We start from the raw sequence: 12,640 nt of genomic DNA, 5'->3' as shown, positions 1-12,640 counted from the left end.
CCTTACTTCTTCTTGGCTTCTTTGCGACGCACGTGTTCATCAGCATAACGTACACCTTTACCTTTATAAGGCTCTGGCTCACGGTATGCGCGAATGTTAGCAGCAACTTGGCCAACTAACTGCTTATCTGCGCCTTTAACCACAATTTCAGTTTGGCTAGGTGTTTCAACAGTGATACCTTCTGGAACTTCAAAGTTCACAGGGTGTGAGAAACCAAGAGTTAGGTCTAATACTTTACCCTTAGCCGCTGCACGGTAACCAACACCAACTAGCTGAAGTTTTTTCTCGTAACCTTCGCCTGCACCAACAACCATGTTGTTGATTAGTGCACGAGCAGTACCTGCTTGTGCCCAGCCGTCAGCAAAACCTTCGCGAGGAAGAGTTTTGATTACGTTTTCTTCAAGCGTTACTTCAACAGCATCGTTGATAGTGCGAGTTAACTCACCGCTCTTACCTTTAACTTTGATGTCCTGACCAGCTAGTGTAACTTCTACACCGGCAGGAACATTGATAGGTGCCTTTGCTACGCGAGACATAGTTCCCCTCCGATTAAGCTACAAAGCCGATGATTTCACCACCGATACCAGCACTACGTGCAGCACGGTCAGTCATCAAGCCTTTAGAAGTTGAAACGATAGCAATGCCTAAACCGCCCATTACCTTTGGTAACTCGCCACGTTTCTTGTAGATACGTAGACCAGGACGGCTAACGCGCTGTAGAGACTCGATTACAGCTTTGCCTTCGAAATATTTTAATTCTACAGAAAGCTCAGGTTTAACGTCACCAGCTACTGCGTAGTCTGTGATGTAACCTTCTTCTTTAAGTAGTTTTGCAACAGCAACTTTTAGCTTTGAAGAAGGCATAGATACTGAAACCTTCTTAGCCTGTTGGCCGTTACGAACACGTGTAAACATATCCGCGATTGGATCTTGCAAGCTCATTGTCTTACTCCCGTGATTCTATTACCAAGAAGCCTTTTTAAGGCCAGGAACTTCACCGCGCATAGCAGCTTCGCGTAATTTGATACGGCTTAAGCCGAACTTACGAAGGTAACCATGTGGGCGGCCCGTGATGTTACAACGATTACGTTGACGTGCAGGGCTTGAATCACGCGGAAGGCTTTGAAGCTTTAATACCGCGTCCCAACGATCATCTTCAGACGCATTTACGTCAGAGATGATTGCTTTTAGTGCTGCGCGCTTTTCAGCGTACTGAGCAACTAGTTTAGTGCGCTTTGCTTCGCGCGCTTTCATTGAATTCTTTGCCATAACCCTACCCTTATTTCTTGAATGGGAAGTTAAACGCTGTTAACAACGCACGGCCTTCCTCATCACTTTTCGCAGAAGTAGTGATTGTGATATCCATACCGCGAACGCGGTCTACTTTATCATAATCGATTTCTGGGAAGATGATTTGCTCACGTACGCCCATAGAATAGTTACCGCGACCGTCGAAAGACTTTGCGCTAACACCGCGGAAGTCACGAATACGTGGCATCGCAATAGAGACTAAACGCTCTAGGAAATCCCACATACGCTCACCGCGTAGGGTTACTTTACAACCGATCGGATAGCCTTCACGAATCTTAAAGCCAGCAACTGATTTGCGTGCTTTAGTGATAAGTGGCTTCTGACCAGAGATAGCTTCTAGGTCGCTTACTGCGTTCTCTAGAATCTTTTTGTCCGCTAGGGCTTCGCCCACACCCATATTAAGGGTGATTTTCTCAATTCGAGGGACTTGCATGACAGAGCTGTAGTTGAACTCTTTAACTAGTTCAGCTACTACTTTGTCTTTATATACTTCATGCAGTTTCGCCATCGTATACTCCGACTATTAGATAGTTTTACCGGTAGATTTGAAGATACGTACTTTCTTACCATCTTCAATCTTGAAACCTACACGATCCGCTTTACCAGTTTCCTGGTTAAAGATCGCTACGTTTGATACGTCTACTGACGCTTCTTTCTCAACAATACCGCCTGGCTGGTTCAACTGAGGAACTGGCTTCTGGTGCTTCTTGATTAAGTTAACGCCTTCAACAAATACTCGACTAGATTCAGTTACAACTGAAAGCACTTTGCCGCGCTTACCTTTGTCTTTACCTGCAAGTACGATTACTTCGTCATCACGACGGATTTTTGCTGCCATGATCGACTCCTTATAGTACTTCTGGGGCTAGTGAAACGATCTTCATGAACTTATCGTTACGAAGTTCACGAGTCACAGGGCCAAAGATACGAGTACCAATTGGCTGTAAGCTATCATTTAAGATTACTGCCGCATTGCTATCGAAACGGATTAAAGAGCCGTCTGGACGACGAACGCCTTTTTTAGTGCGCACAACTACTGCGTTTTTAACATCACCTTTCTTCACTTTACCGCGAGGAATAGCTTCTTTAACAGAAACTTTGATGATATCGCCAATCGCTGCGTAGCGACGGTGCGAACCGCCAAGGACTTTAATACACTGCACTTTGCGAGCGCCGCTGTTATCAGCAACGTCCAGCTGAGTTTGCATTTGGATCATTTTATATGCTCCGGTGTAGTTAAAAATTGCCGTAAATTCATACGAAATCACGACCTAAACGTTTATTTGTTCACCATTAAGCGTGTCATCGACAGCTCAAGGGCGGGCAATTGTACCAGCAAACACTGATAAGTGGTAGGTTATTTTTTAATTAATTTAGTCGTTAAACTAATGATAAAAAAAGCCTTGCAATAACAAGGAGTTTAAAAAACGTACAGCACTATTTATATTTACTGAGAAAGATTAATGGGGGTATGTGAAGGCGATTTCAAGCGCTAGCGGGAATGCATAATAAACATTTTACAAACCCGCTAATCAAAGCATGCGAGAGACAATCTGTCTTTGTTACTATTTTCGGTAAACCGAATGATTAAACAAAGGACGGCTACTCCTTGTTAAATAAATCTTTTAGCTTATCTTTGATCTTATCTTTCGCTTTGTCTTTTGCCGCTTCGCCAATATCAGGCTTTACTTGCACATCATGCAATGGGCCTTTTAAACGAATTGGAATTTTAAAGCCGGTACTTTTATCTTGCGTGCCTTGTCCTTCAATTGAATCAACTATGCCGGTTACCAGACGATAGTTAATTTTTGTCGCCGGTAGGTCAATATCACCATTGCCAGTAACGCGAATCAATGGGCTTTTTAAGGTCAATTCGTTCTGTTTGCTCACGCCTTCGCTAAACTGAAAGTTACCCGCAAGTTCTGAGAAATCAGTTTTTTCAGCGTTATCAAAGCCTTTTTCTAGCCCTTTTGCATCAAGACCACCGCCTTTAATAAGTTGCTCTGCGCTGCGCACCATAGCGGCAATATTAGCGCCTTTAACGGCACCATCATTAAAACCAAAACCAACGCTGCCATGCAGTGATTCAATAAACTGCTTCTGTGATTGCCCTTGGCTATTAAGCGCAATGGTTAATAATCCTTTGCCCATTAATTTATCAAAACCAACCGCATCGGTTAATAAAGGTTCTGCTTGAATGCCATCAAATGAAAACGATGTATTGAGTTTATATGGTGCACGCTTGGCCATTAATACTACTTGTCCCGTACCGTCGCCTTCGTACGCTTTAAACTTGTCTAAACCGAGTTGTGCCGTACCATTATTAAGCTTGAGTGATAACTTAGTTTCACCCAGTTTGATTTCTTTAAACTGAAAGCCCGTCGCTGCGATTTTGATATCAGCATTTACACTATTAAGCGCCGATAAATCGATTTCACTGTCATCCCACACAATTGGTTGTGGCTTGCTTGGTGTATCGGTGTTTTGTTCTGCCGGCTCGTCTGGCACATCAATTGATTCAGGTAAGTAAGGGTTCACATTTAACATACCTAGATCAACATTTGCAGTAATCTTTGGCACCTTGGTTAACGCGACCTTTGCCGAACCTTTAATTGCTAGGTCATCTAAGCTAGCATCGAGTTTAGATAGATTAAACTCTTGTCTGGCAAAACGCATTTCTGACGCAATTGAAAATTTATTAAATGCATTTTCTTTCGCTGCAAGCGCTTGGTTTTGCCACTTAGCAAGCGCTTTAACCGAGTCACCCGTCAGATCTAATTTACCACTAAAATCAGTCATCTGTTTTGCAACTAGTCCATCAAAGGTAAGTGCAACCAAGCGAGAATCTAATGCGGTTTTTAACGTGAAATCTTGGCCTAACAATAGTTTTTCTGGAGTATTAAGTGTTACATCTAATTCGAATTTCTCAGCCATGTAAGTAACCGCACCTTCTACTTTCAGGTCCTTTTTAAGCGAAGGTAATTGAATTGCTAAATCTAACTCTGTTACTTTTTGCGATGTATTATTTTGATGATCGATAAAAGTAAAGCTACCGCCATAAATCGCAACTTCGCCTAATTGAATATCAACGCCTTCGGGTAAACTTTTTGCTTTACCTTGCTGTTCTGGTGCCTTGCTTTGTTCTGTCGCACCCGACGCATTAACTAGCTGCCAGTTAACTTCGCCATTAGGCATTTTCTCAAGTAAAATTTCAGGGTTTTTAATGACAAACTTTTCAAGTTTAATATCACCAGATAAAACCGACAGGTAAGGTATGTGAATCGCAAGCTGCTCCATAGCTGCCATATTTGGCTTTGAACCCTGCTCAAAGTTAGCAAATGTCACATCATTTAGTTCCAGTTTTAGCGCAGGAAATACAGATAGGCTTTTGTCGCCTTTAATCTCAAGCGTGCGCCCTGTTGTTTGCTCAACCGATTGCGTAACTTGTTTAAAAATAAAATCGACCGGAATAATAAATGGCAAAGCCACAATTAACGCGATTAAACCAAGTAGTAGAAATCCAATAACTTTTGCGAGAGTTTTCATTGTGTGTCCCTTAAATCACATCTAACGCTACTATAGCTAACGCGCGTTAAAGTTAAAACCTAACTCTCTAAAAATCGCAAGGTTTCTTGAACCAATGTATTAAGTCCTTGAACCATTCTTGGCTGCCATGGCAAGGCAAAGGTAATGCGAAAATAATTATCAAATTCAGCATTTGTTAAAAACATTTTGCCGGGCGCAATCGCCACATTGTGTTTTATTAATCGTTTAAAGAGGATTTCTGAACTTTTGCTATGAGGTAGCTTTAACCATAAACAAGGTCCCCCAGATATTGTTGGTATATCTATGTAACCCACAATTGGCCGCAAAATAAACAAGGTTTCAGTGTACTGCTGCCACATTGCTTTTCTTAATCGTGTGAGTAATTTTCGATATTCTAATGACCTAATCATCTCGTTTAGCATCATTTGGCTTGCCATATCAGGCTTTTCTACCGTGATATGTTTTGTAAAAAGACATAATTCAATACATTGATGGCAAACCATATAACCAAGCGAGAAACTAAAGCTTATCGTATCTGAGAAATCCCCAATGCTAATTGCTGGTGTTTTATCTCGCGGTGTTAAAAAATGCATGATCGATTTAGGCCGCATTCCTGAAAAGTAAAGCTCACCTCGATCATATTCAATTAACACAACATCACGTGCTTGCGCCCATGCGACCAATGCCTTTTTGTCTTGGTCATGCAACAAACGTCCAGTTGGGTCATTAAAATTTGGATTAAACACATATGCACTGAAAGGCTCGACTTGATACACCTTATCGAGCAAAGCTATTTCATCGGCGTAATTAGCTTGCATTGGAATAGCGACAGTGTCGATTTGCAATTGCGCCATATTAGCGTTTATGAAAAATGAGCATGGTGCTTCAATAGCAACCCGCTTTTGCAATAACCCTAAAGAGATCATAGCTAGGCTCAGCGCATCGCTGCGCCCGTGCGTGATTAGGATATTTTCACTGGCATACGAAAAATCATTGCAACTTAGATGTTGCGCAAGCGTACTTCGCAAATCAGGCAAACCCGCTTCAAAATTATCTTGCTTTAAACGATAAGGTCGTTGTGTTAATACTTTACGATGCAACTTGTTGAGCAATGTTTCATTATCTAGCACGGTCGAAGGGCCAGTACAGGACAGCGGCAAAATAGATTCATCATTAAACGAATACTGTACCGATTGCGCCAGTGGTAAAGCATGTAAGTCACGCTTATAAATTACATCACAACCATAGCTATGCGCTTTAAATTTACTCTCGCCAGTTACAAAATAGCCCGATTTAGGTTTTGCATGTATAAGTGTCACCTTTTCAAGCTCAGACAAAACCTTAGTAGCCGTGCTAATAGAAACGTCGTGACGCTTGCTCAATGCCCTAACCGAGGGCAATTTATCGCCGGGTAGCAATTCGCCATTACTAATAAGCTGTTGATAGTAAGAAAATAACTGACGGTATTTGAACTCAGCCATCTGTACCCTAAAAATATTCTGCAACTGTATCTGTATTGCATTTTTGATCGGCATTAAAGTTTTTACCAGTACAGATAAGGAGAAAATATGAATACACTTATTGAAACACCGCGTTTATTAATGCGCGAATTTACGCTTGAAGATGCTGAGCACGTATTCAAATTTAGCAGTAATGAAGATGTTACCCGTTATACCGGAGACGCTGGCTGGGTAAACACCCTAAACGATGCCGAAAATATTATTCGCAATATTTGGTTAAAAGAATATAACGAGGTTGGCTATGCGCGCTTTGCCTTGGTCCTTAAAGAAAACAATCAAGTTATTGGGTTTTGTGGCTTAAAATACGAACCCGAGTTAAATGCACCTGATATCGGCTACCGCATGTTGCCAGAATATTGGGGCAAAGGCTTGGGCATGGAAGCAAGTCGCGCCGCACTTGAATATGCATTTAACCAGCTTGGCCTTTCTTATATTGTTGGCGAAGTAGATGTTGCTAATACTGCTTCACATAAAATACTGACAAACCTTGGTCTTGTAGAGCAGAAACGTTATGAAAAGTGGGGACATCATCTTATTCATCTAAGTATTGATAACTTCCCTAAAATCAAAACCGAAAAGTACACATTAATTCAACAAACACAGGCGCAAGCCGAGGCTGTTTACCAGCTATTTTCAAATCCAAAAGTGTGTGAATTTTACGATTTACCAGTTATGAGCGACTTAGCAGAAGCCAAAGCGCTTATTGAGCAGGATGAACTAATACGCAGACAAGGTAGCGGGCATCGCTGGCTAATCAAGTGCAACACGCGCCAGCAAATTGTTGGCAGCTGCGGTTACAAATATGATTTTTGCACACGCACAGCGAAAATTAGTATCGAGATTCACCCTGATTTCTGGCAACAAGGTTTCGCATCAAATGTAATTAACACGATGACAAAATGGATGTTTACCCATATCGCCTCTTTAAATCGTATTGAAGCGGAAGTACTACCAGAAAACACTGCTTCGAATATGCTGTTTACCAAACTTGGTTTTCATTTAGATGGTGTAATGCGTGAAAAAGGCGTTTGGAAAAATAAAACCCATGACCTTCAAGTTTTTAGTTTACTCATACGTGAAATTTAAGAAGTCAATATTGCATCAAAATTAGATCTCAGTATGATCCACAGCCCGCTTAGCGTAACGCTTTGCAGGACATTGTTAATATTATATTGGGGTCACTTACTAATTATGAAAAAATTGCTTACGTCGCCGTCAAAAATGCCACTTTCTGAAGTGGAAGCAAACATCTACCAAAACATTTTAAAACTTATTCCAGATGTTAGCCTTAACTTAATGGCCGTAAAAGTAAGTAACCATCCAGAAGACTTTGCCGGCTGGTGTTATGAGTTAATTGATGTAGTCAGCAAGCGCATTAATTTTGAGCTACTTGAAGCAAACCAGCTGCCAATTTTAAAGAAAATCCAACAACAACTCGAAGCTGGTATTAGCATTAGCCAAATTAAAACGCTACGTATTGCACCTTGGCCTGTTGTATTTGATTCAATTCAACAAAACAAAGAGCGCATTGTGCTAGATGAGCAACTTGCACTGCTTAAGCATATTGAAAGCATTCGTGAAACCTCGCTGGTTGATATGATTGAAGAAGACAAGCTGGCATTTGCTGGTAAACATACCGCAAAACACGATCCAAGCATTTACCAATTTGATGTTGAATGGCTAGCATCAACTAAAACCGCTAAAGCACTGCATAATGTAATTGCCACCAGCTGTACTGACTTAAATGAAGCGCTTAATCATATTCCACTTGAAGGCGCTATCACGTTAGAAAACTACATGGACTTTGTGCGTGGTTATATTGCTGCGTTTGCAGCCGTTGATAATGAAAAAGCGACTCTTGCACCAGCTACACGTTTACTTGCAATGCGTCGACCTGACTTTTTCACCCCAGTAACAGCAGCAAGCCTTGATATTTTATGCCAAGCGTTTGGCCTTGTAAGATTAAACAACCAAGATTTTGACCGTTACTGGCACGACATTGTTATGGCAATTCATAAACAACCTTGGTTTATTGCCGCAATACCAGAAGCCGAAGAAGAACAAGCACTTTGGCAGTACAAGGCATTAGTACCCTGTTGGTTTGCTTATTACAGTGACGATGCGAAAGAAAACTCGAATTACTACAAAGCACTTCATAAACCGAAGCGCGCAAGCTCAGAGAAATCAGGCGGCCGTAAACGTGGTAAAGAGTCAGCAGAAGCATTGGTTGACCGTGCTCTGGCAACAGAAGATATGCCACAACATATTAAAAATATGCGTGACTCAATTGTGAAAGAAGTTGCTGCTGGTCGAAGCGTTGATGAAACCATCACTCTGATGCGTACTATTTTCGGCTAATCACAAAACAAGGTGCGCAGTTTTTGTGCACCTTGTGATTTTCACGCACCGAGTTAGTGCATTATTTTCATATACTCATCTTGCCAAATTCATAATTCCCTACTAGTACTTTGATATTCTTGAACTTTTCAGTTTAGGCATAAACTTTGTTAATAGATAGTTAACTCAGCGCTACAATTTTAGGAATTATTATGAAAAAACAATTACTCACAACTCTCACTGCTACGAGTATCGCCTTTTTCTCAGCAGCAAGTTATGCAGAAGTAACCGCTAATGCTGCAGCTTCATCAAACTACTTATGGCGTGGTGTAACGCAAACCAGCGACAACGCTCAAGTATCGGGTGGTATCGATTACAGCCATGAATCAGGGTTTTATGCGGGCACATGGGCATCAAATGTGGACTTTGGTGGTGATAAGCCAAGTTATGAACTTGATTTATACGCAGGCTTTGCTGGTGAAATGGGTGAGTTTGGTTACGACGTGGGTTATGTATATTACGCATACCCTGATGCGGTTGACTCAATTGACTTTGGTGAACTTTATGGTGCGTTAAGCTGGAACTGGCTCGAAGGTAAAGTAAGTTATCTTAGCAATGCGCAGTCAGGTGCAACTTCAGAAGAAGATATGATTTACCTAGAGCTAAACGCTACTTTTGAAGTATTAAATGAAACCGAGCTTACATTCCACATTGGTAATTCGATGGGTGATACCGTTGCAGAGTGGTATGGCGAAGACGACAGCTATATTGACTACGGTGTGAGCATTGCAAAAGGTGGCTTCACTTTCGGTGTTGCGCAAACAGATTTAGATGCAGATGACGACTTAAAAGTTTATGTGGGCTTTGCCATGGACTTTGAACTCTAGCAATCAGTATTAATGCTTTAAACTAAAATTACTCCAACTTGCTACAATTAAGGGTGCCTTTCGGCACCTTTATTTCGTTTATATGTAGGCTAATTGTTATGGCACACTGTGACCTGTTGATGCTTGCCAAACGCGATACCATTGCTCACGACTCAAACGCACTTTACTTGCCGCAACTGCTGATTGAATACGCGCTAACTTTCCGGTACCTAAGATTACGCTCGGTTGACATGGTAACGTTAACAACCACGCATAAGCAGCTTGATCGACACTGTCTAACCCGGTTTCTTCGGCAACACTGTGTAATGCAGTTCTCACTCGTTGTGCTTGCTCTGTCTCAGCGAATAATCCGCCACCAGCAAGAGGCGACCAGAGCATAGGTGATATTTGATGCTGTTGGCATAAGTTAAGCGTACCATCATCGAGTGCCCCCATATGTAACGGCGACATTTCAATTTGATTGGTTACTAACTTAAAGTCTAAACGCGACTGCAATAACTCAAACTGTGAAACCGTAAAATTAGATACACCAAAGTTAAGCACTTTACCTTGCGCTTTTAGATCACAGAAGGCGTCTGCAACTTCATCCGCATGCATTAAATAATCTGGACGGTGGATCAATAACACATCAAGGCGATCAGTTTTGAAATTACGCAATGATTGTTCTGCCGAAGCAATGATGTTTGCTTTACTTGAATCATAATGTGCAGTTTTACCTGCAAAGCCATTTTCAGGCCAGGCCGGTTTAATACCGCACTTAGTGATGATCTTAAGTTGATCTCTTAAATGAGACGTTAATGCCTCACCAAAGAGTTTCTCACACTGGTATTGACCATAGATATCAGCATGGTCAACTGTATCTATGCCAAGCGCTAGCAGTTGCTCAATGAATTGCGTTAGAGAAGACCCTCGTTGTTGCCACTCATCTAAACGCCAAAAGCCAGCCACAAACGACGGTAATTTAAATTCTTGCATATGATTCTCCTGAGTTTAGATACGCTTATTGTAAAGTGTGGCCAAACTCAGCGCATTGCTTCGCATACGTTTTCAGAAAAAAATAATGTTTTTGAATGAAATAAAAACCACTTTCTATGCAATTGTGCAATTAGCTAACGTTTCGCCATTAAGAGATACACTCAAGGTGTCTTGGATATTAAGCTTACCTACCCCTTCAGGTGTGCCCGTTAAAACAATGTCGCCCGGCTGTAATGAGAAATATCTGACAATTTCAGAAAGTAGTTGTTCTATTTTGAATATCATCAGGTTGGTGTCACCAGATTGGCGAAGCTCATTATTAATCGAAAGTGAAAATTCATTGTGCGTTAAATCACTCTCTGCAAGCGGTACAAAGCGCGACACTAAACAGCTTTTGTCGTAGGCTTTTGCGCGCTCCCACGGATGCCCTTTCGCTTTCAGTTTTGCTTGCTCATCACGTAACGTAAGATCAAGCCCTACACCTAAACCAGCAATACAAGACTTATAATCTGCAATATTGACCTTATTGAGCGGCTTACCAATTAACAACATTAGCTCCGCTTCATAATGGTGCTCACCTAAGCTATGGTCTAACGCCACTTCCCCTGCCGTATTTACAATACTGCTTGCTGGTTTTAAAAAGAGTAACGGCTCTGTAGGTACTTCATTACCAAGTTCCGCTGCATGGGCAACATAATTGCGCCCCACACACACTGCTTTGCCAATAGGAAGCCCGATAGCCTCACCGTTATTCCATAAATACTTCATTTAAAATTACCTTTTATAGTGCTTGCGCCAGTGCCTTAAGTTCAGCCAAATAGCTGGCTTGTCGCTTTTTATGCCAAGTGAGCATATTAGCGGCAAGACTCACTGCCTTTTCTTGCAACTCAATGGCTTTTGCCAATTTATTACTTTACGCATAAGCCTTGGCTAAGTGGTGATAAGCGTATGCATCTTGCGGATAAAGCGCTAATGCTTGGTTAAATACCTTTATCGCTTGCTCTGGCGATGTTTCTAACAAGTGAAATCCCAGTGCATTAATTGACGATTTAGGTGAGACTTCAAAACCAAACTTTTCAGTTGATAGACACTTATAATGACCAACAATAGCATCCACACCTTGCTTAGCTATTTGTGACTCAGGCGCCAAACCGTTATGAATCTCATCAAAGATCTGCTCTATGCCATACGCAGTAGATAACACCGGCAACGACATAAAATAATGTTCTTTATAATTTTGATATTGCCATTGTAATGATGCAGACGCGTTTGCACTAATTTCTTCTTTTAATTGTGAATATCCATGCTGTTGATGATCTTCTTTTATGGTTTCGCCATGGGTAAACAATAAATAACGCGGTTTATCATTTAGCTTGGCTATTTTCTTACCATAGCCCTTTAATATATTGGCACGCTCTGGCGTGAGCTCAGGGCTAATCACAATATGTGCATTAAACAAGTTCGGTTTATTCACTAAGCTTGAAAGCACCACCGAACCATTCACCCGAAAGCCACTAAAAATGCGAAAGCCGTTAGTACGGTATTGTTTATCAATTTCTGGCACTAATTGGGCTTCAAAAAAATCGAGCAAAGGCGTTGATTTGCCTGTAGCATCAAATAACCGCCCTACCGGATTACCATTTGCAGGCGTCACAATAATGGTTTCTAACCAGGGCCACTCACCATTATGGCTCATCCAATCATGCATTCCCGCTAAGTAACTTTTGGCATTAGGGTGAAAGTCAAACATCAGCACATAGCGTTTGTTTTGCTTTTGCGAATAGCTTTTTGGCAACTGCACATTAAATTCCAATGGTTGCTCAAACCGCTGGTCTGCAATTGTCAGTACTACTTGTTCGGCTTTAAGAGATGCACTCAGAAATGAAAAGCCAAGCATTAGATAACATATTAAAAAGCGCATAATTTCCCTTTATGTTCAAAGTAGAAGTTAATCCAAACTACGGGATAACTTCACCTAAGTAAATTGATTTTGAATTTATAAAACACTTATGACTTTAGGACAATAATGACTTATTTGAGCTAGAGTCCGCAGGAGCAAAAGCG

General features: G+C 41.3%; 15 protein-coding genes. 3 read left to right on the top strand and 12 right to left on the bottom strand.

Annotated elements, in window-relative coordinates:
• Window positions 1-2 precede the first annotated feature (2 nt).
• The 8 genes from rplF to PSPO_RS00470 form a co-directional block, all read right to left on the bottom strand.
• Window positions 3-536, bottom strand: a complete 534-nt coding sequence (rplF, locus tag PSPO_RS00505; RefSeq protein ID WP_010562271.1) for a 50S ribosomal protein L6 — start codon at window positions 534-536, stop codon at window positions 3-5.
• Between the two features lie 13 nt (window positions 537-549).
• Window positions 550-942, bottom strand: coding sequence for a 30S ribosomal protein S8 (gene rpsH / locus PSPO_RS00500; protein WP_010562270.1), 393 nt, complete (start codon window positions 940-942; stop codon window positions 550-552).
• 21 nt (window positions 943-963) lie between these two features.
• Entirely contained in the window at window positions 964-1,269 is a 306-nt protein-coding gene (gene rpsN / locus PSPO_RS00495; RefSeq protein WP_010562269.1) for a 30S ribosomal protein S14, read from the bottom strand.
• A gap of 10 nt (window positions 1,270-1,279) precedes the next feature.
• Complete coding sequence (gene rplE, locus PSPO_RS00490; RefSeq protein ID WP_010562268.1) at window positions 1,280-1,819, bottom strand: 50S ribosomal protein L5; 540 nt, start codon at window positions 1,817-1,819, stop codon at window positions 1,280-1,282.
• A gap of 15 nt (window positions 1,820-1,834) precedes the next feature.
• Complete coding sequence (gene rplX, locus PSPO_RS00485) at window positions 1,835-2,149, bottom strand: 50S ribosomal protein L24 (protein WP_010562267.1); 315 nt, start codon at window positions 2,147-2,149, stop codon at window positions 1,835-1,837.
• 10 nt (window positions 2,150-2,159) lie between these two features.
• Window positions 2,160-2,528, bottom strand: a complete 369-nt coding sequence (rplN, locus tag PSPO_RS00480) for a 50S ribosomal protein L14 (protein ID WP_010562266.1) — start codon at window positions 2,526-2,528, stop codon at window positions 2,160-2,162.
• 385 nt (window positions 2,529-2,913) lie between these two features.
• Entirely contained in the window at window positions 2,914-4,857 is a 1,944-nt protein-coding gene (locus PSPO_RS00475; RefSeq protein WP_010562265.1) for an AsmA family protein, read from the bottom strand.
• A 59-nt stretch (window positions 4,858-4,916) separates the two neighbouring features.
• Window positions 4,917-6,338: an aminotransferase-like domain-containing protein gene (locus tag PSPO_RS00470; RefSeq protein WP_010562264.1), complete on the bottom strand. Its 1,422-nt coding sequence runs from the start codon at window positions 6,336-6,338 to the stop codon at window positions 4,917-4,919.
• A gap of 87 nt (window positions 6,339-6,425) precedes the next feature.
• Here PSPO_RS00470 and PSPO_RS00465 point away from each other — a divergent pair, with 87 nt between their 5' ends.
• From PSPO_RS00465 to PSPO_RS00455, 3 genes are all read left to right on the top strand, one after another.
• Window positions 6,426-7,463 (top strand): GNAT family N-acetyltransferase, encoded by a 1,038-nt coding sequence (locus PSPO_RS00465; RefSeq protein WP_010562263.1) that lies wholly within the window; start codon window positions 6,426-6,428, stop codon window positions 7,461-7,463.
• A 105-nt stretch (window positions 7,464-7,568) separates the two neighbouring features.
• Window positions 7,569-8,735 (top strand): hypothetical protein, encoded by a 1,167-nt coding sequence (locus PSPO_RS00460; RefSeq protein ID WP_010562262.1) that lies wholly within the window; start codon window positions 7,569-7,571, stop codon window positions 8,733-8,735.
• Between the two features lie 191 nt (window positions 8,736-8,926).
• The gene (locus PSPO_RS00455; RefSeq protein WP_010562261.1) at window positions 8,927-9,601 is read left to right on the top strand and encodes a TorF family putative porin; all 675 of its coding nucleotides are present in this window, start codon (window positions 8,927-8,929) and stop codon (window positions 9,599-9,601) included.
• Between the two features lie 96 nt (window positions 9,602-9,697).
• Here the strand turns inward: PSPO_RS00455 and PSPO_RS00450 are convergent, their stop codons facing one another.
• The 4 genes from PSPO_RS00450 to PSPO_RS00440 all read right to left on the bottom strand — a co-directional run bounded on the left by PSPO_RS00450 (window position 9,698) and on the right by PSPO_RS00440 (window position 12,497).
• Window positions 9,698-10,576, bottom strand: coding sequence for an aldo/keto reductase (locus PSPO_RS00450; RefSeq protein ID WP_010562260.1), 879 nt, complete (start codon window positions 10,574-10,576; stop codon window positions 9,698-9,700).
• 114 nt (window positions 10,577-10,690) lie between these two features.
• Window positions 10,691-11,344, bottom strand: a complete 654-nt coding sequence (locus PSPO_RS00445; protein WP_010562259.1) for a fumarylacetoacetate hydrolase family protein — start codon at window positions 11,342-11,344, stop codon at window positions 10,691-10,693.
• A gap of 13 nt (window positions 11,345-11,357) precedes the next feature.
• Window positions 11,358-11,480 carry a hypothetical protein gene (locus PSPO_RS21930; RefSeq protein WP_267890908.1) on the bottom strand — a complete coding sequence of 41 codons (123 nt, stop codon included), beginning with the start codon at window positions 11,478-11,480 and terminating at the stop codon, window positions 11,358-11,360.
• Between the two features lie 9 nt (window positions 11,481-11,489).
• Entirely contained in the window at window positions 11,490-12,497 is a 1,008-nt protein-coding gene (locus PSPO_RS00440) for an alpha/beta hydrolase-fold protein (protein ID WP_010562258.1), read from the bottom strand.
• Between the last annotated feature and the right edge of the window lie 143 nt (window positions 12,498-12,640).

Origin of the sequence: Pseudoalteromonas spongiae UST010723-006 (assembly GCF_000238255.3) — a bacterium.
Lineage (GTDB): Bacteria > Pseudomonadota > Gammaproteobacteria > Enterobacterales > Alteromonadaceae > Pseudoalteromonas > Pseudoalteromonas spongiae.
The sequence above is the reverse complement of the archived record's forward strand: the minus strand, read 5'-3'. Positions and strand labels throughout refer to the sequence as shown.

Excerpts from the sequence above, each read along its gene's own strand:
- rplF (WP_010562271.1), bottom strand. The coding sequence starts at position 536 with ATGTCTCGCGTAGCAAAGGCACCTATCAATGTTCCTGCCGGTGTAGAA.
- rpsH (WP_010562270.1), bottom strand. The coding sequence starts at position 942 with ATGAGCTTGCAAGATCCAATCGCGGATATGTTTACACGTGTTCGTAAC.
- rpsN (WP_010562269.1), bottom strand. The coding sequence starts at position 1,269 with ATGGCAAAGAATTCAATGAAAGCGCGCGAAGCAAAGCGCACTAAACTA.
- rplE (WP_010562268.1), bottom strand. The coding sequence starts at position 1,819 with ATGGCGAAACTGCATGAAGTATATAAAGACAAAGTAGTAGCTGAACTA.
- rplX (WP_010562267.1), bottom strand. The coding sequence starts at position 2,149 with ATGGCAGCAAAAATCCGTCGTGATGACGAAGTAATCGTACTTGCAGGT.
- rplN (WP_010562266.1), bottom strand. The coding sequence starts at position 2,528 with ATGATCCAAATGCAAACTCAGCTGGACGTTGCTGATAACAGCGGCGCT.
- PSPO_RS00475 (WP_010562265.1), bottom strand. The coding sequence starts at position 4,857 with ATGAAAACTCTCGCAAAAGTTATTGGATTTCTACTACTTGGTTTAATC.
- PSPO_RS00470 (WP_010562264.1), bottom strand. The coding sequence starts at position 6,338 with ATGGCTGAGTTCAAATACCGTCAGTTATTTTCTTACTATCAACAGCTT.
- PSPO_RS00465 (WP_010562263.1), top strand. The coding sequence starts at position 6,426 with ATGAATACACTTATTGAAACACCGCGTTTATTAATGCGCGAATTTACG.
- PSPO_RS00460 (WP_010562262.1), top strand. The coding sequence starts at position 7,569 with ATGAAAAAATTGCTTACGTCGCCGTCAAAAATGCCACTTTCTGAAGTG.
- PSPO_RS00455 (WP_010562261.1), top strand. The coding sequence starts at position 8,927 with ATGAAAAAACAATTACTCACAACTCTCACTGCTACGAGTATCGCCTTT.
- PSPO_RS00450 (WP_010562260.1), bottom strand. The coding sequence starts at position 10,576 with ATGCAAGAATTTAAATTACCGTCGTTTGTGGCTGGCTTTTGGCGTTTA.
- PSPO_RS00445 (WP_010562259.1), bottom strand. The coding sequence starts at position 11,344 with ATGAAGTATTTATGGAATAACGGTGAGGCTATCGGGCTTCCTATTGGC.
- PSPO_RS00440 (WP_010562258.1), bottom strand. The coding sequence starts at position 12,497 with ATGCGCTTTTTAATATGTTATCTAATGCTTGGCTTTTCATTTCTGAGT.